At 67.8% G+C, this 23362-nt stretch carries 18 protein-coding genes and 1 tRNA gene; 17 read left to right on the top strand and 2 right to left on the bottom strand.

The features are described 5' to 3' along the window. Positions 1-38: 38 nt before the first annotated feature. The 17 genes from AB0E77_RS02320 (at position 39) to AB0E77_RS02240 (ending at position 20674) form a co-directional block, all read left to right on the top strand. A tRNA-Trp gene (locus AB0E77_RS02320) sits at positions 39-111 on the top strand. Positions 112-219: 108 nt separating this feature from the next. Next, on the top strand, positions 220-507 hold the full coding sequence (gene secE, locus AB0E77_RS02315; RefSeq protein ID WP_189229172.1) for a preprotein translocase subunit SecE: 288 nt from the start codon (positions 220-222) through the stop codon (positions 505-507). 80 nt (positions 508-587) lie between these two features. Beyond that, complete coding sequence (gene nusG, locus AB0E77_RS02310; RefSeq protein ID WP_361564263.1) at positions 588-1460, top strand: transcription termination/antitermination protein NusG; 873 nt, start codon at positions 588-590, stop codon at positions 1458-1460. Positions 1461-1629: 169 nt separating this feature from the next. Continuing rightward, on the top strand, positions 1630-2064 hold the full coding sequence (rplK, locus tag AB0E77_RS02305; RefSeq protein ID WP_006130605.1) for a 50S ribosomal protein L11: 435 nt from the start codon (positions 1630-1632) through the stop codon (positions 2062-2064). An 81-nt stretch (positions 2065-2145) separates the two neighbouring features. Then, positions 2146-2871, top strand: a complete 726-nt coding sequence (rplA, locus tag AB0E77_RS02300) for a 50S ribosomal protein L1 (protein WP_077796786.1) — start codon at positions 2146-2148, stop codon at positions 2869-2871. Positions 2872-3076: 205 nt separating this feature from the next. Further along, positions 3077-3859, top strand: a complete 783-nt coding sequence (locus AB0E77_RS02295; RefSeq protein ID WP_361564260.1) for a hypothetical protein — start codon at positions 3077-3079, stop codon at positions 3857-3859. Positions 3860-3974: 115 nt separating this feature from the next. Continuing rightward, positions 3975-4934 (top strand): hypothetical protein, encoded by a 960-nt coding sequence (locus AB0E77_RS02290; protein WP_361564258.1) that lies wholly within the window; start codon positions 3975-3977, stop codon positions 4932-4934. A 293-nt stretch (positions 4935-5227) separates the two neighbouring features. Next, positions 5228-5758: a 50S ribosomal protein L10 gene (gene rplJ, locus AB0E77_RS02285; RefSeq protein ID WP_003974311.1), complete on the top strand. Its 531-nt coding sequence runs from the start codon at positions 5228-5230 to the stop codon at positions 5756-5758. A 115-nt stretch (positions 5759-5873) separates the two neighbouring features. Further along, on the top strand, positions 5874-6257 hold the full coding sequence (gene rplL / locus AB0E77_RS02280; RefSeq protein ID WP_361564255.1) for a 50S ribosomal protein L7/L12: 384 nt from the start codon (positions 5874-5876) through the stop codon (positions 6255-6257). A 579-nt stretch (positions 6258-6836) separates the two neighbouring features. After that, a complete protein-coding gene (gene rpoB, locus AB0E77_RS02275; RefSeq protein WP_361564252.1) occupies positions 6837-10322 on the top strand; it encodes a DNA-directed RNA polymerase subunit beta in 3486 nt (1161 codons plus the stop codon). Between the two features lie 98 nt (positions 10323-10420). Continuing rightward, positions 10421-14320, top strand: a complete 3900-nt coding sequence (locus AB0E77_RS02270) for a DNA-directed RNA polymerase subunit beta' (protein WP_361564249.1) — start codon at positions 10421-10423, stop codon at positions 14318-14320. Between the two features lie 470 nt (positions 14321-14790). After that, a complete protein-coding gene (gene rpsL / locus AB0E77_RS02265; RefSeq protein ID WP_003948652.1) occupies positions 14791-15162 on the top strand; it encodes a 30S ribosomal protein S12 in 372 nt (123 codons plus the stop codon). Positions 15163-15164: 2 nt separating this feature from the next. After that, positions 15165-15635, top strand: coding sequence for a 30S ribosomal protein S7 (gene rpsG, locus AB0E77_RS02260; RefSeq protein WP_003992340.1), 471 nt, complete (start codon positions 15165-15167; stop codon positions 15633-15635). 39 nt (positions 15636-15674) lie between these two features. Next, positions 15675-17801: an elongation factor G gene (fusA, locus tag AB0E77_RS02255; protein ID WP_189229159.1), complete on the top strand. Its 2127-nt coding sequence runs from the start codon at positions 15675-15677 to the stop codon at positions 17799-17801. A gap of 171 nt (positions 17802-17972) precedes the next feature. After that, positions 17973-19166 carry an elongation factor Tu gene (gene tuf, locus AB0E77_RS02250; RefSeq protein WP_077796778.1) on the top strand — a complete coding sequence of 398 codons (1194 nt, stop codon included), beginning with the start codon at positions 17973-17975 and terminating at the stop codon, positions 19164-19166. 191 nt (positions 19167-19357) lie between these two features. After that, positions 19358-20281, top strand: coding sequence for a hypothetical protein (locus AB0E77_RS02245; protein ID WP_361564246.1), 924 nt, complete (start codon positions 19358-19360; stop codon positions 20279-20281). Between the two features lie 141 nt (positions 20282-20422). Then, entirely contained in the window at positions 20423-20674 is a 252-nt protein-coding gene (locus tag AB0E77_RS02240; protein WP_361564244.1) for a hypothetical protein, read from the top strand. Positions 20675-20768: 94 nt separating this feature from the next. On the opposite strand, the gene AB0E77_RS02235 is transcribed toward AB0E77_RS02240, so the two are convergent. Further along, positions 20769-22163: an alpha-lytic protease prodomain-containing protein gene (locus AB0E77_RS02235; protein WP_361564241.1), complete on the bottom strand. Its 1395-nt coding sequence runs from the start codon at positions 22161-22163 to the stop codon at positions 20769-20771. Positions 22164-22342: 179 nt separating this feature from the next. After that, complete coding sequence (locus AB0E77_RS02230) at positions 22343-23305, bottom strand: LysR family transcriptional regulator (protein WP_361564238.1); 963 nt, start codon at positions 23303-23305, stop codon at positions 22343-22345. Positions 23306-23362: the final 57 nt, after the last annotated feature.

The following is a 23362-nucleotide window of genomic DNA, read 5'->3' as shown; positions in this document are numbered from 1 at the left end:
AGCATCCGGGCGGATGCGGTACGTTGGGGGACGAACAAAGGGTCGTAGCTCAATTGGTAGAGCACTGGTCTCCAAAACCAGCGGTTGGGGGTTCAAGTCCCTCCGGCCCTGCTACACACACCTTCGCCAGGATGTGTGCGCATGTACGTACAGCATTGCAACGCCGTGCGGCTCAGACCGGGCGCGGCACGGCCACGACCCGGAATCAGGTGAGGACGAGTGACGGACGCCGTGGGCTCCATCGACATGCCTGATGCCCAGGACGAGGCGCCGGACTCCAAGAAGAAGCCGCGCAAGGGCGGCAAGCGCGCCAAGAAGGGCCCGCTGAAGCGCCTCGCGCTCTTCTACCGCCAGATCGTCGCGGAGCTCCGCAAGGTCGTCTGGCCCAGCCGAAACCAGCTGACGACGTACACCACGGTCGTGATCATCTTCGTGGTCATCATGATCGGCCTGGTGACTCTGATTGACTATGGCTTCAGCCACGCCGCCAAGTACGTCTTCGGCTGAGCCGAGAGCGAAGGGCGCCGAGGTACCCGGCGCCCCTTTCGCGTGTTCCACCCCTATGTATCCAGGAAGAAGCAGCCACCGTGTCTGACCCGAACGTGAACGACGCCGTTGAGCCTCGCGGGGAGGCTGTCGAGTCCGTCGAGGACGAGCTCGGCCTTGTCGAGGGCGCGGACAACGAGGACACCGAGACCTCCACCGAGGTCGAGGCTGCCGACGCCGTCGTCGAGGACGAGGACGAGACCGCAGAGGCCGAGGCGGAGGTCGTGGAGGCCGAGGACGCCGACGCGGAGGTCGCCGAGGCCGAGGACGCGGAGACCGCGGAGCCCGAGCCCGAGCTCGACCCGATCGAGAAGCTCCGCCAGGAGCTGCGCGTCCTGCCCGGCGAGTGGTACGTGATCCACACCTACGCCGGTTACGAGAACCGCGTGAAGACCAACCTCGAGCAGCGCGCCGTCTCGCTCAACGTCGAGGACTACATCTTCCAGGCCGAGGTGCCGCAGGAAGAGGTCGTCCAGATCAAGAACGGCGACCGCAAGACGATCCGCCAGAACAAGCTGCCGGGTTACGTCCTGGTCCGCATGGACCTGACCAACGAGTCCTGGGGCGTCGTCCGCAACACCCCCGGCGTCACCGGCTTCGTCGGCAACGCCTACGACCCGTACCCGCTGACGCTGGACGAGATCGTCAAGATGCTCGCCCCGGAGGCCGAGGAGAAGGCCGCCCGCGAGGCCGCCGAGGCCGAGGGCAAGCCGGCCCCGCAGCGCAAGGTCGAGGTCCAGGTCCTGGACTTCGAGGTCGGCGACTCGGTCACCGTCACCGACGGCCCGTTCGCCACGCTCCAGGCCACGATCAACGAGATCAACGCCGACTCGAAGAAGGTCAAGGGCCTCGTCGAGATCTTCGGCCGCGAGACCCCGGTCGAGCTGAGCTTCGACCAGATCCAGAAGAACTAGTTCTTCTCGGACGTACGCTTCCGCGCAGGTCAGGTGGGACCCTCGGGGACCGCCTGACCTGCTCGGTTTTTGGCCGCGCATCCATACCCGTTATCGTTGTGCGGTATGCCTGTGTCCGGGTGGTTCCCCGGATGGGGGCAGGACCCGAATCGAAAGGACCCGGAGAGCTATGCCTCCCAAGAAGAAGAAGGTCACGGGGCTCATCAAGCTCCAGATCCAGGCCGGTGCCGCCAACCCGGCTCCGCCGGTCGGCCCCGCGCTGGGTCAGCACGGCGTCAACATCATGGAGTTCTGCAAGGCCTACAACGCCGCGACCGAGTCGCAGCGTGGCTGGGTCATCCCGGTGGAGATCACGGTCTACGAGGACCGCTCCTTCACCTTCATCACCAAGACCCCGCCGGCCGCGAAGATGATCCTCAAGGCCGCGGGCGTGGAGAAGGGCTCCGGCGAGCCGCACAAGACCAAGGTCGCGAAGATCACGCGTGACCAGGTCCGTGAGATCGCCACCACGAAGATGCCCGACCTCAACGCCAACGACCTGGACGCCGCCGAGAAGATCATCGCCGGCACCGCGCGTTCCATGGGCGTCACGGTCGAGGGCTGACCTCCACCCCCGTAAGCAAGCAGAAGTGGCAGGGCCTGCTCGGCCCGGACCACGACTCCTAAGAAGCCAACAGGAGCAGTAGTGAGCAAGCGCAGCAAGTCTCTCCGCGCTGCGGACGCCAAGGTCGACCGGGACAAGCTCTACGCCCCGCTCGAGGCCGTCCGTCTCGCCAAGGAGACCTCCACGACCAAGTTCGACGGCACCGTCGAGGTCGCCTTCCGCCTGGGTGTCGACCCGCGCAAGGCCGACCAGATGGTCCGTGGCACCGTGAACCTCCCGCACGGCACCGGTAAGACCGCCCGGGTCCTGGTCTTCGCGACCGGCGACCGTGCCGAGGCCGCGCGTGCCGCGGGCGCCGACATCGTCGGCGCCGACGAACTGATCGACGAGGTGTCGAAGGGCCGTCTGGACTTCGACGCCGTCGTCGCCACCCCGGACCTCATGGGCAAGGTCGGCCGCCTCGGCCGCGTGCTCGGTCCCCGTGGTCTCATGCCGAACCCCAAGACCGGCACCGTGACCCCGGACGTCGCCAAGGCTGTCAACGACATCAAGGGCGGCAAGATCGAGTTCCGCGTCGACAAGCACTCGAACCTGCACTTCATCATCGGCAAGACGTCGTTCGACGACACCAAGCTGGTGGAGAACTACGGCGCGGCGCTGGAGGAGATCCTCCGTCTGAAGCCGTCCGCCGCCAAGGGTCGCTACATCAAGAAGGCCGCCATCAGCACCACGATGGGCCCCGGCATTCCGGTCGACTCCAACCGCACCCGCAACCTCCTCGTCGAGGAGGACCCGGCCGCGGTCTGAGCCGACGGCTCGCCCCACCGGTTCACGGGCCCCGCACCTTCCGAGGTGCGGGGCCCGTCCCTTTTCCGGTGGCCCCGCCCCGCAAGCCTCCCCTCCCCGCAGGCTCCCCCCTCCCGGAGGTCTTCCCGGGCGCCGGTTTCCCGGTACGGAGCCCCGGGCCTGGGCTAGCGTGCGGGCAGGTGACGCGCACAGGGGTGGGGACGACATGACGAGCATGACGGGACGCCGTACGGCCTTCGCGGTCGCGGTGACGGCGGTGCTGGCCTGTCTCACCGCCTGCATGTCCGCCGGCCCCACCGAGGACGACCCCGTCCCGTGGGCGGAGCCGCTGCGTGCCGTGGAGCGCGCCACCGGCCGGGCCGGTTCGGCCTGGGTCACCTCCACGACCGTCATCGGCGACGAGCTGTCCCTCAAGGCCGACGGCGCCCTGAGCTGGGGTGACGGCGTCACCGGCTCCCTCACGCTCACCTACACCGGCGGGACGACGGCCGACGCGATGCGCGCACTCGGCGTCACCTCCATGGAGGCCCGCTATCTGCCCGACGCCTACTACGCGAAGATGGGCGACGCCTTCGCCGCCCGCGCGGACGGCAGGCACTGGATCAAGTACGCGTACGACGACCTGGAGGACCCCGGCGACGGCGCGGGCGCCGGCTTCGCGGACCGCATGCGCGACACCGCCCCGGACGAGGCGGTGAAACTGCTCCTCGCCTCCGACGACGTCCACGAGGTCGGCCGGGAGACGGCGCGCGGCCGGTACACCACGCACTGGTCCGGCACGGTGGACGGCTACCCCGGGCGGACCGTCGACATCTGGGTGGACGGTCAGGACCTGCTGGTGAAGAAGACCGAGCGGGGCCGGACGGAGCAGGGGGAGCTGTCCCAGACCGCCTACTACAGCGACTACGGCGTCCCCGTCCCCGTCGACCGCCCCCCGGCCGCCGACACGGCGGACTTCACGGAGCTGATGGGCGGGACGACGGATTAATCGGGGAGGCCGATGGGAGCGTTGGGCTAAGCTCACGGGACTCTCATCTTTGAACTTCCTTTGACCTTTCCTGTGGCCGGCGTGCGCGCGCGGGCCACGTTCCTTGGGGGGAACGATGCGGAACTTCCTGCGTGCTCGGGGCGGGGCGGCACTGGCCGGGGCGACGGTGCTCGTCCTGGCCGGCGGGGCCGTCGGGTGCAGCGGCGGCAAGGACAGCAAGGGCGACGACGCGGCGGCCGGCGGCAAGCGGACCGTCCAGCAGGTGCTGACGGCGGCGTACGAGAAGACGTCCGACGCGAAGTCGGCCAAGGTCGAGATGACCATGTCGATGCCGGCCGCCCTCGACGGCGGCGGCGACATGCGGATGAGCGGCGTGATGGGCTGGGACCCGACGGTCATGGACGTGACCATGACGGGCTCCATGCTGACCGCCGAGCCCGACGCCCCGGAGCAGGTCCGGATGGTCTGGCGGGACAACGTGATGTACATGGACATGGGCGAGGCCGCCGCCAAGGACATGGACGGCAAGCACTGGGTGAAGCTGGACCTCAAGGCCGCCGCCGACTCCGCGGGCGAGGACGCCGGCGAGGCGCTGCCCGGCCTGGACAGCATGAACCAGAGCCCGGTCGAACAGCTCGCCCTGCTCCTGGAATCGCCCAACCTCAAGCACGTGGGCGAGGAGAAGGTCGGCGGCGTCACGGCACAGCACTACAAGGGCACGCTCACCGTCAAGGAGATGATGGAGAGCAACGACAGCCTGGACATGCTGAAGCCCGCGGAGCGCAAGGAACTGCTGGCCAACATCGAGAAGTCCGGCATCAAGGGCTACGACACCGAGGTCTGGGTCGACGAGGACGACCTGCCCGTCCGCATGGACGTCGGGATGGACACCCCGCAGGGCAACGTCGACATGAGCATGAAGCTCTCGGAGTACGGTGCCAAGGCCGAGGTCCAGGTGCCGCCGGCCGCCGACACCTTCGACATGATGGAGATGCTCAAGGGCCTCGAGGACCTCACCGGCGAGGAGGGCCTGTCCGGCGAGGAGGGCCTCGACGGGGAGCTGACCGGGGCCTGAGCCCGGGCCCCGGAAGCGGATTTGCCCGCCGGTGGCCCGGTCGGGTACTTTTCTCCAGAAGCCAAAGACCGCTGGTCGTTGCCGTGTGCTCGCAAGAGTCACGGTGGCCGAAGGATCCGCTGAACTGCGGACGACCCGCGCAGGTGACAGTGGATGAGCTCCCGGAGTCCGCGCCCCGAGCGCGTATGACCGGTCGAGTCACGCCCCGTGCGCCTGCGCCGGGGCGTTTCGTTTTCCCCAGACCTCCTTCGGGTCCGCGCGGTCCGAATCACCCGGAAGGAGGCCGAGGCTCTATGGCGACGCCCGAAAAGGCTGCCGCGGTTGCCGAGCTGACGGACAAGTTCCGCAGCTCCAACGCCGCCGTGCTGACCGAGTACCGCGGTCTCACCGTGGCGCAGCTCAAGACGCTGCGCCGGTCGCTCGGTGAGAACGCCCAGTACGCCGTGGTGAAGAACACGCTGACCAAGATTGCGGCCAACGAGGCCGGGATCACGCTCGACGACCAGCTCTTCGCTGGTCCGACGGCCGTCGCCTTCGTCACCGGTGACCCGGTGGAGTCGGCGAAGGGTCTGCGCGACTTCGCCAAGGACAACCCGAATCTCGTCATCAAGGGCGGTGTCCTTGATGGCAAGGCGATGTCCGCCGACGAGATCAAGAAGCTTGCGGACCTCGAGTCCCGCGAGGTTCTGCTCTCCAAGCTGGCGGGTGCCTTCAAGGGCAAGCAGTCCCAGACTGCTCAGCTCTTCCAGGCGCTTCCCTCGAAGCTCGTCCGCACCGTGGACGCGCTCCGTGCCAAGCAGGACGAGCAGGGCGGTGCCGAGTAATTCGGCTCGCTTTCTGACCCACGCCGCCTAGCGGCACGGGTCGCAGCGGGCCCGACGTACGCCCGCCTCACCCCGTACATCCGGCACCTGCCGAATTAGTGGAAGGACCGCCATCATGGCGAAGCTCAGCCAGGAAGACCTGCTCGCCCAGTTCGAGGAGATGACCCTCATCGAGCTCTCCGAATTCGTGAAGGCCTTCGAGGAGAAGTTCGACGTCACCGCCGCCGCCGCGGTCGCCGTGGCCGGCCCCGCCGCCCCGGGCGCCCCGACCGAGGCCGCTGAGGAGAAGGACGAGTTCGACGTCATCCTCACCGGCGCCGGCGACAAGAAGATCCAGGTCATCAAGGTCGTGCGTGAGCTGACCTCCCTGGGTCTGAAGGAGGCCAAGGACCTCGTCGACGGCACCCCGAAGCCGGTCCTCGAGAAGGTCAACAAGGAGCAGGCCGAGAAGGCCGCCGAGTCCCTCAAGGGCGCCGGCGCCTCGGTCGAGGTCAAGTAAGACCTCACAGGTCCTCCAGGGCCTGTAACGCTCAAGCGCTGAAGAGCGATCATCCATCCGGGTGGTCGCTCTTCGGCGTTCCGGGGGCCGGGCGGCAGCCGCCTTGCACGGGTGGCGGCGAAGAGTATGGTGATCTTCGTCGTGCCGTCTCCGGGACCCTGAGATGCCTGGACGGCAGCCGGTTTGGACAAGGGGGGCCTTGACGAACCGCACGCAGCGCGCAATTCTCAGGACGCGTCGTCACAAGGATCCGAATCCGAGGCATGGATCCACGACGAAGAGGGCAGTATCACGGTGCGTTGAGGGCGAGGCCTTGCCGCAGGTGGTGAGGACTATGAGGAGCGGACACGGTTCAGGAAAAGGGCATTGGACATCAGTGTGCCAAGTGGCTACACTGTCCCTTTGCGCTGCCTGTTAGCTGCCCCCTGCCCGTCACCAGGGGTCTGCCCTCGCCCGAGCACTGACGACCAGAGCATGTCTGACCTGGCTCTTCGGCCACATCAGACACCCCCTGTCTCCGTGTGAGGAAGAGGGGCCGGTACGCGCGTAGTGAGTCCGAGCCCTCGGAAGGACCCCCTCTTGGCCGCCTCGCGCAATGCCTCGACCGCGAATACGAACAACGCTGCCAGCACCGCCCCGCTGCGCATCTCCTTTGCAAAGATCAAGGAGCCCCTCGAGGTTCCGAACCTTCTCGCGCTGCAAACCGAGAGCTTCGACTGGCTGCTCGGCAACGACGCGTGGAAGGCTCGCGTCGAGTCGGCTCTGGAGTCCGGTCACGACGTCCCCACCAAGTCCGGTCTGGAAGAGATCTTCGAGGAGATCTCGCCGATCGAGGACTTCTCCGGGTCGATGTCGCTGACGTTCCGCGACCACCGTTTCGAGCCTCCGAAGAACAGCATCGACGAGTGCAAGGAGCGCGACTTCACGTACGCGGCCCCGCTCTTCGTCACCGCCGAGTTCACCAACAACGAGACCGGCGAGATCAAGTCCCAGACGGTCTTCATGGGCGACTTCCCGCTCATGACCAACAAGGGCACCTTCGTCATCAACGGCACCGAGCGTGTCGTGGTGTCCCAGCTCGTCCGCTCGCCGGGCGTCTACTTCGACTCCTCCATCGACAAGACGTCCGACAAGGACATCTTCTCCGCCAAGATCATCCCGTCCCGGGGTGCCTGGCTGGAGATGGAGATCGACAAGCGCGACATGGTCGGTGTGCGCATCGACCGCAAGCGCAAGCAGTCCGTGACCGTCCTCCTCAAGGCCCTCGGCTGGACCACCGAGCAGATCCTCGAGGAGTTCGGCGAGTACGAGTCCATGCGCGCCACCCTGGAGAAGGACCACACCCAGGGCCAGGACGACGCGCTGCTCGACATCTACCGCAAGCTGCGTCCGGGCGAGCCGCCCACCCGTGAGGCCGCGCAGACGCTGCTCGAGAACCTCTACTTCAACCCCAAGCGCTACGACCTCGCGAAGGTCGGCCGCTACAAGGTGAACAAGAAGCTCGGCGCGGACGAGCCGCTGGACGCCGGCGTGCTCACCACCGACGACATCATCGCCACCATCAAGTACCTGGTGAAGCTGCACGCCGGTGAGACCGAGACGGTCGGCGAGTCGGGCCGGTCGATCATCGTCGAGACCGACGACATCGACCACTTCGGCAACCGCCGCATCCGCAACGTCGGCGAGCTGATCCAGAACCAGGTCCGTACGGGTCTCGCCCGTATGGAGCGCGTCGTGCGCGAGCGCATGACCACCCAGGACGTCGAGGCGATCACGCCGCAGACCCTGATCAACATCCGGCCGGTCGTCGCCTCCATCAAGGAGTTCTTCGGCACCAGCCAGCTGTCCCAGTTCATGGACCAGAACAACCCGCTGTCGGGTCTGACGCACAAGCGTCGTCTCAACGCGCTCGGCCCGGGTGGTCTCTCCCGTGAGCGGGCCGGCTTCGAGGTCCGCGACGTGCACCCGTCGCACTACGGCCGCATGTGCCCGATCGAGACGCCGGAAGGCCCGAACATCGGTCTGATCGGCTCGCTCGCCTCGTACGGCCGGATCAACCCCTTCGGCTTCATCGAGACGCCGTACCGCAAGGTCGTCGACGGCCAGGTCACCGACGAGGTGGACTACCTGACCGCCGACGAGGAGGACCGCTTCGTCATCGCGCAGGCCAACGCGCCGCTGACCGACGACTTCCGCTTCGCCGAGAACCGCGTGCTGGTCCGCCGCCGTGGCGGCGAGGTCGACTACGTCCCCGGTGACGACGTCGACTACATGGACGTCTCGCCGCGCCAGATGGTGTCGGTCGCGACCGCCATGATCCCGTTCCTCGAGCACGACGACGCCAACCGTGCCCTCATGGGCGCGAACATGATGCGTCAGGCCGTCCCGCTCATCAAGAGCGAGTCACCGCTCGTCGGCACCGGCATGGAGTACCGCTCCGCGGTCGACGCCGGCGACGTGGTCAAGGCCGAGAAGGCGGGCGTGGTCCAGGAGGTCTCCGCGGACTACATCACCACCACCAACGACGACGGCACGTACATCACGTACCGCCTGGCCAAGTTCTCCCGGTCCAACCAGGGAACCTCGGTCAACCAGAAGGTCATCGTCTCCGAGGGCGACCGGGTCATCGAGGGCCAGGTCCTGGCCGACGGCCCGGCCACCGAGAACGGCGAGATGGCGCTCGGCAAGAACCTGCTGGTCGCCTTCATGCCGTGGGAGGGTCACAACTACGAGGACGCGATCATCCTGTCGCAGCGCCTCGTGCAGGACGACGTCCTCTCCTCGATCCACATCGAGGAGCACGAGGTCGACGCCCGTGACACCAAGCTCGGCCCCGAGGAGATCACCCGGGACATCCCGAACGTCTCCGAGGAGGTCCTCGCCGACCTCGACGAGCGCGGCATCATCCGCATCGGTGCCGACGTCGTCGCCGGCGACATCCTCGTCGGCAAGGTCACGCCCAAGGGCGAGACCGAGCTGACGCCCGAGGAGCGCCTGCTGCGCGCGATCTTCGGTGAGAAGGCCCGTGAGGTCCGTGACACCTCGCTGAAGGTCCCGCACGGCGAGATCGGCAAGGTCATCGGCGTCCGCGTCTTCGACCGCGAGGAGGGCGACGAGCTTCCCCCCGGTGTCAACCAGCTGGTGCGCGTCTACGTCGCGCAGAAGCGCAAGATCACCGACGGTGACAAGCTCGCCGGCCGTCACGGCAACAAGGGCGTCATCTCGAAGATCCTGCCGATCGAGGACATGCCGTTCCTGGAGGACGGCACCCCGGTCGACATCATCCTCAACCCGCTCGGTGTCCCGTCCCGAATGAACCCGGGACAGGTCCTGGAGATCCACCTCGGCTGGCTCGCCAGCCGCGGCTGGGACGTCTCCGGCCTCGCGGAGGAGTGGGCCCAGCGCCTGCAGGCCATCGGCGCCGACCAGGTCGAGCCCGGCACCAACGTCGCCACCCCGGTGTTCGACGGTGCGCGCGAGGACGAGCTGGCGGGTCTGCTGCAGCACACCATCCCGAACCGCGACGGCGAGCGCATGGTGCTCCCGTCCGGCAAGGCGCGGCTGTTCGACGGCCGCAGCGGTGAGCCGTTCCCGGACCCGATCTCGGTCGGCTACATGTACATCCTCAAGCTGCACCACCTGGTCGACGACAAGCTGCACGCCCGCTCGACCGGTCCGTACTCGATGATCACCCAGCAGCCGCTGGGTGGTAAGGCCCAGTTCGGTGGCCAGCGCTTCGGTGAGATGGAGGTGTGGGCGCTGGAGGCTTACGGCGCCGCGTACGCCCTCCAGGAGCTGCTGACCATCAAGTCCGACGACGTGACCGGCCGCGTGAAGGTCTACGAGGCCATCGTCAAGGGCGAGAACATTCCTGAGCCCGGCATCCCCGAGTCCTTCAAGGTGCTCATCAAGGAGATGCAGTCCCTGTGCCTCAACGTGGAGGTGCTGTCCTCGGACGGCATGTCCATCGAGATGCGCGACACCGACGAGGACGTCTTCCGCGCTGCGGAGGAGCTCGGCATCGACCTGTCCCGGCGCGAGCCGAGCAGCGTCGAAGAGGTCTGACGGGAGTTTCGGCGGGCCTTGAGCGATCAAGGCCCGCCGGCCCCAGGACCCCCGATTCAGACCCCAAGACTTACAACCCTGAGAGGGATTGACGCATAGTGCTCGACGTCAACTTCTTCGACGAGCTCCGGATCGGTCTGGCCACCGCTGACGACATCCGTCAGTGGAGCCACGGCGAGGTCAAGAAGCCCGAGACCATCAACTACCGCACCCTCAAGCCCGAGAAGGACGGACTCTTCTGCGAGAAGATCTTCGGTCCGACCCGGGACTGGGAGTGCTACTGCGGCAAGTACAAGCGCGTCCGCTTCAAGGGCATCATCTGTGAGCGCTGTGGCGTCGAGGTCACGCGCGCCAAGGTGCGCCGTGAGCGGATGGGCCACATCGAGCTGGCCGCTCCCGTCACCCACATCTGGTACTTCAAGGGTGTCCCGTCGCGCCTGGGCTACCTGCTGGACCTGGCGCCGAAGGACCTCGAGAAGGTCATCTACTTCGCCGCGTACATGATCACGTACGTGGACGAGGAGCGCCGTACGCGCGACCTGCCGTCGCTGGAGGCCCACGTCTCCGTCGAGCGTCAGCAGATCGAGAACCGCCGCGACGCCGACCTCGAGGCCCGCGCCAAGAAGCTCGAGACCGACCTGGCCGAGCTGGAGGCCGAGGGCGCCAAGGCCGACGTGCGCCGCAAGGTGCGCGAGGGTGCCGAGCGCGAGATGAAGCAGCTGCGCGACCGTGCGCAGCGCGAGATCGACCGCCTCGACGAGGTGTGGAACCGGTTCAAGAACCTCAAGGTCCAGGACCTCGAGGGCGACGAGCTGCTCTACCGCGAGCTGCGCGACCGCTTCGGCACCTACTTCGACGGCTCGATGGGCGCCGCCGCGCTGCAGAAGCGCCTGGAGTCCTTCGACCTCGACGAGGAGGCCGAGCGCCTCCGCGAGATCATCCGCACCGGCAAGGGCCAGAAGAAGACCCGTGCGCTCAAGCGCCTCAAGGTCGTCTCCGCGTTCCTGCAGACCAGCAACAGCCCCAAGGGCATGGTGCTGGACTGCGTGCCGGTCATCCCGCCGGACCTGCGTCCGATGGTGCAGCTGGACGGTGGCCGCTTCGCGACCTCCGACCTGAACGACCTGTACCGCCGTGTCATCAACCGCAACAACCGCCTGAAGCGGCTTCTCGACCTCGGTGCGCCCGAGATCATCGTGAACAACGAGAAGCGCATGCTCCAGGAGGCCGTCGACGCGCTCTTCGACAACGGCCGTCGTGGCCGCCCGGTCACGGGCCCCGGCAACCGTCCGCTGAAGTCGCTGTCCGACATGCTCAAGGGCAAGCAGGGCCGCTTCCGTCAGAACCTGCTCGGCAAGCGAGTCGACTACTCGGCGCGTTCCGTCATCGTCGTCGGCCCGCAGCTGAAGCTGCACCAGTGCGGCCTGCCCAAGGCCATGGCGCTGGAGCTCTTCAAGCCGTTCGTGATGAAGCGCCTGGTCGACCTGAACCACGCGCAGAACATCAAGAGCGCCAAGCGCATGGTCGAGCGCGGCCGCACGGTCGTGTACGACGTGCTGGAAGAGGTCATCGCGGAGCACCCGGTTCTGCTGAACCGTGCGCCCACCCTGCACCGCCTCGGCATCCAGGCCTTCGAGCCGCAGCTGGTCGAGGGCAAGGCCATCCAGATCCACCCGCTCGTCTGCACCGCGTTCAACGCGGACTTCGACGGTGACCAGATGGCCGTCCACCTGCCGCTCTCCGCGGAGGCGCAGGCCGAGGCCCGCATCCTGATGCTGTCCTCGAACAACATCCTCAAGCCGGCCGACGGCCGTCCGGTGACGATGCCGACCCAGGACATGGTCCTCGGTCTGTTCTTCCTCACCACCGACGGCGAGGGCCGCGACCTCAAGGGCGAGGGCCGGGCCTTCGGTTCCGCCGCCGAGGCGATCATGGCGTTCGACGCGGGCGACCTGTCGCTCCAGTCGAAGGTCGACATCCGCTTCCCGGTGGGCACCATCCCGCCCCGCGGCTGGGAGCCCCCGGCGCGCGAGGAGGGTGAGCCGGAGTGGCAGCAGGGTGACACCTTCACCCTGCGGACCACGCTGGGCCGCGCGCTCTTCAACGAGCTGCTGCCCGAGGACTACCCCTTCGTCGACTACGAGGTCGGCAAGAAGCAGCTCTCCGAGATCGTCAACGACCTCGCCGAGCGCTACCCCAAGGTCATCGTGGCGGCGACGCTCGACAACCTGAAGGCGGCCGGCTTCTACTGGGCGACCCGTTCCGGTGTCACCGTGGCCATCTCCGACGTCGTCGTTCCCGAGGCGAAGAAGGAGATCGTCAAGGGCTACGAGGCGCAGGACGAGAAGGTCCAGAAGCAGTACGAGCGCGGTCTGATCACCAAGGACGAGCGCACGCAGGAGCTCATCGCGATCTGGACCAAGGCGACCAACGAGGTCGCCGAGGCGATGAACGACAACTTCCCGAAGACCAACCCGATCTTCATGATGGTGAACTCGGGTGCACGAGGCAACATGATGCAGATGCGTCAGATCGCCGGTATGCGTGGTCTGGTGTCGAACGCGAAGAACGAGACGATCCCGCGTCCGATCAAGGCGTCGTTCCGTGAGGGCCTGTCCGTGCTGGAGTACTTCATCTCCACACACGGTGCCCGTAAGGGTCTGGCGGACACCGCTCTGCGTACCGCCGACTCCGGTTACCTCACGCGTCGTCTGGTCGACGTCTCCCAGGACGTCATCATCCGCGAGGAGGACTGCGGCACCGAGCGCGGTCTGAAGCTGCGGATCGCCGAGCGCGGCGAGGACGGCGTGCTGCGCAAGGCCGACGACGTCGAGACCAGCGTCTACGCCCGCATGCTCGCCGAGGACGTCGTCATCGACGGCAAGGTGATCGCGCCGGCCAACGTCGACCTCGGTGACGTGCTCATCGACCAGCTGGTGCACCACGGTGTCGAGGAGGTCAAGACCCGCTCGATCCTGACCTGCGAATCCCAGGTCGGCACCTGCGCCATGTGCTACGGCCGCTCCCTGGCCACCGGCAAGCTGGTCGACATCGGTGAGGCGGTCGGCATCATCGCCGCCCAGTCCATCGGTGAGCCCGGTACCCAGCTGACGATGCGTACCTTCCACACCGGTGGTGTGGCCGGTGACGACATCACCCAGGGTCTGCCCCGTGTCGTCGAGCTCTTCGAGGCCCGTACCCCGAAGGGTGTCGCCCCGATCTCCGAGGCCTCCGGCCGCGTGCGGATCGAGGAGACCGAGAAGACCAAGAAGATCGTCGTCACCCCGGACGACGGCAGCGACGAGACGGCCTACCCGATCTCGAAGCGTGCCCGTCTGCTCGTGGGCGAGGGCGACCACGTCGAGGTGGGCCAGAAGCTCACCGTGGGTGCCACCAACCCGCACGACGTGCTGCGCATCCTGGGTCAGCGTGCCGTCCAGGTCCACCTGGTCGGCGAGGTCCAGAAGGTCTACAACTCGCAGGGCGTGTCGATCCACGACAAGCACATCGAGATCATCATCCGGCAGATGCTGCGCCGCGTGACGATCATCGAGTCCGGCGACGCCGAGCTGCTGCCCGGCGAGCTGGTCGAGCGGTCGAAGTTCGAGACCGAGAACCGTCGTGTGGTCCAGGAGGGCGGTCACCCGGCCTCCGGTCGTCCGCAGCTGATGGGTATCACCAAGGCCTCGCTGGCGACGGAATCCTGGCTGTCGGCCGCCTCCTTCCAGGAGACGACCCGAGTCCTGACGGACGCGGCGATCAACGCCAAGTCCGACAGCCTCATCGGCCTCAAGGAGAACGTCATCATCGGTAAGCTCATCCCGGCCGGTACGGGCCTGTCCCGCTACCGCAACATCCGGGTCGAGCCGACCGAGGAGGCCAAGGCCGCGATGTACTCGGCCGTCGGCTACGACGACATCGACTACTCGCCGTTCGGCACGGGCTCCGGCCAGGCCGTTCCGCTGGAGGACTACGACTACGGTCCGTACAACCAGTAAGCGGGCAGCTTGATACGCCCGAAGGGCGGTCACCCCTCGCAGGGTGGCCGCCCTTCGGCGTGCCGCGCTGGCCCTGGAAGGGTGCTGACGCGGGGCCTGGCGGCCTCACGGGCAGGGTTCTGGTGCGGATTCCGTCCGCCGGGCGGCCGGGCCCGTACACGGTCGCCAGGACGCGCGGGTGCGGCTGCGTGAGGATCGGGTGAAAACGGGGCGAGGCGGGCGCCGGTGTCGGTGTCGCCCATTTGTTTTGACCGCAGCGAATGCGATAGGTACGCTCAGACCTTGTGCCTGGGGTGTGCCCTGGCCTTCGTGCGTGCCTTCAACCGCACCGGGGGCCGTGAGCGGCCACCGCAAATCGCGCCTCTTTCCGTCCTCGCGGCGAGGGTCCGCGGCTTCGACACACCCGACCGCGTGGGTCGGTGACGTTCCAGGTTAGCTTCACCATTCGGCACACAGAAACCGGAGAAGTAGTGCCTACGATCCAGCAGCTGGTCCGTAAGGGCCGGCAGGACAAGGTCGAGAAGAACAAGACGCCCGCACTCGAGGGATCCCCTCAGCGTCGTGGCGTCTGCACGCGTGTGTTCACGACCACCCCGAAGAAGCCGAACTCGGCCCTGCGTAAGGTCGCGCGTGTGCGTCTGACCAGCGGTATCGAGGTCACTGCTTACATTCCGGGTGAGGGACACAACCTGCAGGAGCACTCCATCGTGCTCGTGCGCGGCGGCCGTGTGAAGGACCTGCCGGGTGTTCGCTACAAGATCATCCGCGGCTCGCTCGACACCCAGGGTGTCAAGAACCGCAAGCAGGCCCGCAGCCGCTACGGCGCCAAGAAGGAGAAGTAAGAATGCCTCGTAAGGGCCCCGCCCCGAAGCGCCCGGTCATCATCGACCCGGTCTACGGTTCTCCTCTGGTGACCTCCCTGATCAACAAGGTGCTGCTGAACGGCAAGCGCTCCACCGCCGAGCGCATCGTCTACGGCGCCATGGAGGGTCTGCGTGAGAAGACGGGCAACGACCCGATCATCACGCTGAAGCGCGCGCTCGAGAACATCAAGCCGACCCTCGAGGTCAAGTCCCGCCGTGTCGGTGGCGCCACCTACCAGGTGCCGATCGAGGTCAAGCCCGGTCGCGCCAACACCCTCGCGCTGCGCTGGCTCGTCGGTTACTCCCGCGCCCGTCGCGAGAAGACCATGACCGAGCGTCTGCTCAACGAGCTCCTCGACGCCTCCAACGGCCTGGGTGCCGCTGTGAAGAAGCGCGAGGACACGCACAAGATGGCCGAGTCCAACAAGGCCTTCGCGCACTACCGCTGGTAGTCGCTACCCACATCGAGACCGAGAGAAGACTGAAGCCTTATGGCTACCACTTCACTTGACCTGGCCAAGGTCCGCAACATCGGGATCATGGCCCACATCGACGCGGGCAAGACGACCACCACCGAGCGGATTCTGTTCTACACCGGTGTGTCGTACAAGATCGGTGAGGTCCACGACGGCGCTGCCACCATGGACTGGATGGAGCAGGAGCAGGAGCGTGGCATCACGATCACGTCTGCTGCGACCACCTGCCACTGGCCGCTCGAGGACAACGACTACACGATCAACATCATCGACACCCCGGGGCACGTCGACTTCACCGTCGAGGTGGAGCGTTCCCTGCGTGTGCTCGACGGTGCCGTGACCGTGTTCGACGGTGTCGCCGGTGTCGAGCCGCAGTCCGAGACGGTGTGGCGTCAGGCCGACCGTTACGGCGTCCCGCGCATCTGCTTCGTCAACAAGCTGGACCGTACCGGCGCCGAGTTCCACCGCTGCGTGGACATGATCTCGGACCGCCTGGGCGCCCAGCCGCTCGTCATGCAGCTCCCGATCGGCGCCGAGGCCGACTTCAAGGGCGTCGTGGACCTGGTCCGCATGAAGGCGCTCGTGTGGTCCGCCGAGGCCGCCAAGGGCGAGATGTACGACGTCGTCGACATCCCCGACACGCACACCGAGGCCGCCGAGGAGTGGCGCGGCAAGCTGGTCGAGGCCGTCGCCGAGAACGACGAAGAGATCATGGAGCTGTTCCTGGAGGGCCAGGAGCCCACCGAGGAGCAGCTGTACGCCGCGATCCGTCGCATCACGATCGCCTCCGGCAAGTCCAGCGACACCACGGTCACCCCGGTGTTCTGCGGCACCGCGTTCAAGAACAAGGGCGTCCAGCCCCTGCTCGACGCGGTCGTGCGCTACCTGCCGACCCCGCTCGACGTCGAGGCCATCGAGGGTCACGACGTCAAGGACCCCGAGGTCGTCGTCAAGCGGAAGCCGTCCGAGGACGAGCCGCTGGCCGCGCTCGCGTTCAAGATCATGAGCGACCCGCACCTCGGCAAGCTCACCTTCGTCCGGGTCTACTCGGGCCGCCTGGAGTCCGGCACCGCGGTGCTGAACTCCGTCAAGGGCAAGAAGGAGCGCATCGGCAAGATCTACCGCATGCACGCGAACAAGCGTGAGGAGATCGACTCGGTGGGCGCCGGCGACATCGTCGCCGTCATGGGCCTGAAGCAGACCACCACCGGTGAGACGCTGTCCGACGACAAGAGCCCGGTCATCCTGGAGTCCATGGACTTCCCGGCGCCGGTCATCCAGGTCGCCATCGAGCCCAAGTCGAAGGGCGACCAGGAGAAGCTCGGCGTCGCGATCCAGCGCCTGGCCGAGGAGGACCCGTCCTTCCAGGTCCACACCAACGAGGAGACCGGCCAGACCATCATCGGTGGTATGGGCGAGCTGCACCTCGAGGTGCTGGTCGACCGTATGCGCCGTGAGTTCAAGGTCGAGGCCAACGTCGGCAAGCCTCAGGTCGCGTACCGTGAGACGATCCGCAAGGCCGTCGAGCGCGTGGACTACACCCACAAGAAGCAGACCGGTGGTACCGGTCAGTTCGCCAAGGTGCAGATCGCGATCGAGCCGATCGAGGGCGGCGACGCCTCGTACGAGTTCGTGAACAAGGTCACCGGTGGCCGCATCCCGAAGGAGTACATCCCTTCGGTGGACGCCGGTGCGCAGGAGGCCATGCAGTTCGGCATCCTGGCCGGCTACGAGATGACGGGCGTCCGCGTCACGCTCATCGACGGTGGCTACCACGAGGTCGACTCCTCCGAGCTCGCCTTCAAGATCGCCGGTTCGCAGGCCTTCAAGGAGGCCGCGCGCAAGGCTTCGCCCGTGCTCCTCGAGCCGATGATGGCCGTCGAGGTCACCACGCCCGAGGACTACATGGGTGAGGTCATCGGCGACATCAACTCCCGCCGTGGCCAGATCCAGGCCATGGAGGAGCGTGCGGGCGCCCGCGTCGTCAAGGGCCTCGTGCCCCTGTCGGAGATGTTCGGCTACGTCGGCGACCTCCGCAGCAAGACGTCGGGTCGCGCAAGCTACTCGATGCAGTTCGACTCCTACGCCGAGGTTCCCCGGAACGTCGCCGAGGAGATCATCGCGAAGGCCAAGGGCGAGTAACCCAGTCCGCGTTTAACGGACCGCGTTCACACGCTTTAGGCTTGACCCCGGAGCCTGCAAGGGGCATTCCACCGCCAACCCGGCGGAATGCCCCCTGGCCCGGGTTTCCCAGCAAAGATCACCTGGCGCCGATGAGTAAGGCGTACAGAACCACTCCACAGGAGGACCCCAGTGGCGAAGGCGAAGTTCGAGCGGACTAAGCCGCACGTCAACATCGGCACCATCGGTCACATCGACCACGGTAAGACGACCCTCACGGCCGCCATTACCAAGGTGCTGCACGACGCGTACCCGGACCTGAACGAGGCCTCGGCCTTCGACCAGATCGACAAGGCTCCCGAAGAGCGCCAGCGCGGTATCACCATCTCCATCGCGCACGTCGAGTACCAGACCGAGACGCGTCACTACGCCCACGTCGACTGCCCCGGTCACGCGGACTACATCAAGAACATGATCACGGGTGCGGCGCAGATGGACGGCGCCATCCTCGTGGTCGCCGCCACCGACGGCCCGATGCCGCAGACCAAGGAGCACGTGCTCCTGGCCCGCCAGGTCGGCGTTCCGTACATCGTCGTCGCGCTGAACAAGGCCGACATGGTGGACGACGAGGAGATCCTGGAGCTCGTCGAGCTCGAGGTGCGTGAGCTCCTCTCCGAGTACGAGTTCCCGGGCGACGACGTTCCCGTCGTCAAGGTCTCCGCTCTGAAGGCCCTCGAGGGCGACAAGGAGTGGGGCAACTCGGTCCTCGAGCTCATGAAGGCCGTGGACGAGGCCATCCCGGAGCCCGAGCGTGACGTCGACAAGCCGTTCCTGATGCCGATCGAGGACGTCTTCACCATCACCGGTCGCGGTACGGTCGTCACCGGCCGCATCGAGCGTGGTGTCCTCAAGGTCAACGAGACCGTCGACATCATCGGCATCAAGCCGGAGAAGACCACCACCACGGTCACCGGCATCGAGATGTTCCGCAAGCTGCTCGACGAGGGCCAGGCCGGTGAGAACGTCGGTCTGCTGCTCCGCGGCATCAAGCGCGAGGACGTCGAGCGCGGCCAGGTCATCATCAAGCCGGGCTCGGTCACCCCGCACACCGAGTTCGAGGCGCAGGCCTACATCCTGTCCAAGGACGAGGGTGGCCGCCACACGCCGTTCTTCAACAACTACCGTCCGCAGTTCTACTTCCGTACGACGGACGTGACCGGCGTCGTGACCCTCCCCGAGGGCACCGAGATGGTCATGCCGGGTGACAACACCGAGATGAAGGTGGAGCTCATCCAGCCCGTCGCCATGGAAGAGGGCCTGAAGTTCGCCATCCGTGAGGGTGGCCGGACCGTGGGCGCCGGCCAGGTCACCAAGATCAACAAGTAAGTTCCGCTTGCTTGTCGGTCACTGACCTGACCTGGGCTTGATGCCTGAGAGGACCCGTACGACTTCGGTCGTGCGGGTCCTTTCGCATGGTGTGGTGCCGACTGCGTCAACCGCCCGGCGCGGATCACTCGTTCGTAGGGAGTCCGGGCATATGCCGCCTGGCGTTGCCTGGAGGTTCCTACCTTGGGCGCATGGTCAGTTCATCCCATGAGGCACTGCACAGGATCTTCCAAGAAGATCCGGGCCTTTTCGCGCGAGCTGTCAGAGGCCTCGGTGTCACCTTCGCCGATCCCGTCTCGGCCGCCCCTTTCCCCACCGATCTCACGGAGAACCGTCCGGTGGAGCGGCGCGTGGACACACTGCTGCGCATGGACACGGAGGGCGGCGAGAGGTTCCTGCTCGCCGTGGAGTCGCAGGGGAAGCCGGACTCCGACAAGCCTGCGAGCTGGGCGTACTACCTGTCGCACCTGCACGCCAAGTACCGTCTGCCGCCGGTACTCCTGGTCGTCTGCGCCGACCGTCGCACGGCCGCTTGGGCTGCCCGGCAGATCGACATCGGCCCCCCGCAGTGGCCGTCGCTCACCGTGCGCCCCCTGGTTCTGGGGCCGGACAACCTGCCCGTCATCGACAGTCCGGACGAGGCGGCCCGTGACATCCCGCTGACCGTCCTCTCCGCGTCTCTGCACCGTCAGGATCCGGACTCCGATGCCATACTGAAAGCTCTGGCCACGGCGCTGAAGGGCTTGTCGGCCGACGACGAGTCCACCGCAAGCATCTTCATCGAGCTCACGGAACAAGGCCTCGGCAAGACGCCGGCCGCAGACCTCTGGAGGCAGATCATGGCCGCCGACCTCTCCTTCTTCCAGTCGGAGACCGCTCAGAACCTCAGGGCTGAGGGCCGGGCTGAGGGCCGGGCCGAGGGCCGCGCCGAGGGCCGCGCCGAGGACATTCTGTTGTTGCTGGAGCGGCGTGGTGTCGACGTGTCCGAACAGGACAGGGAGCGTATCCGCGGGTGTGGCGACCTGGATGTGCTGGGTGTCTGGTTCTCGCGGGCGATCACAGCACAGTCGGTCGCGGAGGTGTTCGCGTCGGGTGGGGGCGAGTCGCTGGGCTGAGCCGGGGACATCGGGCGGGCCCTGCCCTCGTGTCCCTGGTGGGGCGTTCAGGGGGTCACATGCGCTGCTACAGGGCTGGCATGTTCGACGGTTCTCAGCCCGGCTGGCAAGACGCCGGCCGCAGACCTCTGGAGGCAGATCATGGCCGCCGACCTCTCCTTCTTCCAGTCGGAGACCGCTCAGAACCTCAGGGCTGAGGGCCGGGCTGAGGGCCGGGCCGAGGACATCCTGCTGTTGCTGGAGCGGCGTGGTGTCGACGTGTCCGAACAGGACAGGGAGCGTATTCGCGGGTGTGGCGACCTGGATGTGCTGGGTGTCTGGTTCTCGCGGGCGATCACAGCACAGTCGGTCGCGGAGGTGTTCGCGTCGGGTGGGGGCGAGTCGCTGGGCTGAGCTGGGACACCGGGCGGGCGCACGGACGGGCCCGGGCGCTCTCCCGCTGCGCGCCCGGGCCCTGCCCCGTGTCCCCCGTGGGGCGTTCAGGGGGTCACACGCGCTGCCACAGGGCCGGCACGTTCGAGGGCTCCCAGCCCGGCTGGGCCTGGTGGCCCTGGAGGCAGCGGTACGTGGCGCCGCCGTACGTCACCGTGTCGCCCGCCTGGTAGACGGTGCCGGCCGCCCAGGTGCCGCCCGGCGGGGGCTCCTCGGGGCCGCCGCCGTCACCGGTCGTCTTCAGGGTGAGGCCGTAGTTCGTCAGCAGCGCGTTGATCGGCTGGAAGAAGGTCTCGCCGCCGCTGCGGCAGTCGCCGGAGCCGCCCGAGGTGACGCCCTGCGCCTGGCTGCCGGAGATGTACGAGCCGCCGGAGTCGCCGGGCTCGGCGCACACCGTGGTCTTGGTGACCGGGGAGATGGTGCCTTCCTGGTAGGTCACGCTGGTGTTGAGCTGTGTGATGGTGCCGCAGTGCCAGCCGGTGGTCGAACCGGAACGGCAGACGGACGCGCCGACCGGGGCCTCCGTGGAGCCGGTGACCTGGACGTTCTGCCCGCCCGCGCCGAGGACGTACGGGGTCGCCGTCCAGTTGGAGTTGGTGGCCACCCACGCCATGTCGCGGCCGGGGAAGATCGAGCCCTGGAAGGTGCCCTGGGCAACCTGGTTGGAGCCGGTCGTGCTCGCCCCGGCCCGGCCGCAGTGGCCCGCGGTGGCGAAGCCCTGCTGGCTGCCCTTGGTGACGGGGAAGCCGATCGAGCAGCGGCTGCTGTTGTTGATGTAGTACGCCTCGCCGCCGCGCAGGTCGTAGAAGGTGCGGGGCCGCTCGGTGCGGGTCTCGACACGGGCCAGGGACTTGTCGACGCCGGCCGCCGCGAGCAGCGAACGGGCGGCGGCGGGACGGATCGCCTCGACGACGACGGTGTTGGTGCGCGTGTCGACGTACCAGACGGGTGCGTCGGCGGTGTCCCGGCCGGCCGCCGCGCGGTCCAGGCGGGCCTTGGCCGCGTCCAGGCCGGCCAGCGAGTGGCGTACGACCTTCGCCTCGGCGCCCTGTGCCTCGATCGTGCGGACGTCGCGCGCGTCCGTCGTCGCCACGGTCAGGGTGCCGGACTCCGCGCCCCGCACCCAGGCGCCCGCGTAGTCGGTGCCGAGCGCCGCCCGCAGCCGGCCCGCGACGGCGCCCGCCTCGGCCTCGTTCGCCAGGCGCCGTTCGGCCTGGCCGCGGTCGAGGCCGAGGTCGCGCTGGAGGGCGTTCAGCAGGGCGGGCGGGGCCGCGTCGGTGCGGAGGGTCTGCGCGGCGGAGGGCGCCGCCGGCTCCGCGGCCTCGGCCGCCCGGGCGCTCGCGGAGCCGCTGAGCCCGGCCACGAGCAGGGCGGCCGCCGCCGCTAGGGCGGCGCCCGCGGCTCTGGCTCTGGTGTGCCGCTGGGACGACACGGAGGGCAGGGAGGACATGGGGAACTCCTCGGTCTCGGTGGGGAGGTGCCGAAACCGTAGGGAGGGCCGGCCGGTGCCGAGTAGACACCGGCCGGCCCTCTCCCCGGCGTTATGGAAGGCGTGTGGCGTGGAAGCGCGAGGCATGGAACGCGCCACGGCGTGGAGGCGCAGCGCGGCCACCGCCGTCGCTCCGGCGCTCAGCCCACGGCCGCCGCGTCCCCGTGCGCCGCGAGCCACGCGGTGTAGCTGTCGCTGCCCGCGGCCACGCCCGCGTGGGCGATGCGGGCCTGCGCGAGGACGGTGGCGGCGGTGTCCTGCCGCTGGGTCCCCGCGTGCCAGCCGAGCAGGTGCCGCCAGGCCAGCGGCGTGCCGGTGAGCGGCCGGGTGACGACGCCGGGCGTGGTCGGGAACGTGGCGCGGCACAGGCCGACCGCCCGGCCCACCTGCACGAGGTGCACCACGGAGGCGGTGTCCGTCTCGTACATGCGGTGCGGGGTGAACCCGGCGCGGGCGCAGGACGCGGTGAAACAGTCCCCGAAACAGCCGTCGCCGGGCACGCAGGCCCACTCCTCGCCCGCCAGGTCGGTCAGGTCCACCTCGGGACGGCGGGCGAGCGGGTGGCCCTCGGGCACCATGACGAACACCGGGTCGACGGCGACCTCCCGCCAGACCAGGCCCTCCCCGCCGGGCGGGGACGCCGACCCGCAGGTTCCGGCGAGGGCGAAGTCCAGCCGGCCTTCGACGAGCTGCTCGGCCAGCTCACGCTCCGACCAGGTCGTGCACGTCGACATCCGGGCGTCCGGCGCCTCGTCGGCCAGCCGGTCGACCAGGGCACCCAGTAACGGCCCGTGGGTGCCGCCCAGCCGGAGCCGCTCCACGCTGCGCGGGGCGCAGCGGGCGAACCTGGCCGCTTCCCGCTGGAGTTCGGTGACCGCGGGCAGCACGATACGGCTGCGCTCCAGCACCAGCTCCCCCAGCGCGGTGGCCCGCACACCGTGCCGGCCGCGCTCGAACAGGGCACCGCCCAGGGCGCGTTCGATCCGCTTGAGCTGTGCGCTCAACGCGGGCTGCGCGAGCCCGAGCGCCGTCGCCGCCCTGGTGAGGCTCCCGGCTTCGGCGATGGCCCGGACCGTCTTGAGATGCCGCAACTCCAGCTCCATGAGGGGAGCTTGCGACGCGGGCGGGGCGGGGGCAAGGGGTTGGTTCGGACCATTGTT

It is taken from the genome of Streptomyces sp. NPDC032940, assembly GCF_040636935.1.
Lineage (GTDB): Bacteria > Actinomycetota > Actinomycetes > Streptomycetales > Streptomycetaceae > Streptomyces.
The sequence above is the reverse complement of the archived record's forward strand: the minus strand, read 5'-3'. Positions and strand labels throughout refer to the sequence as shown.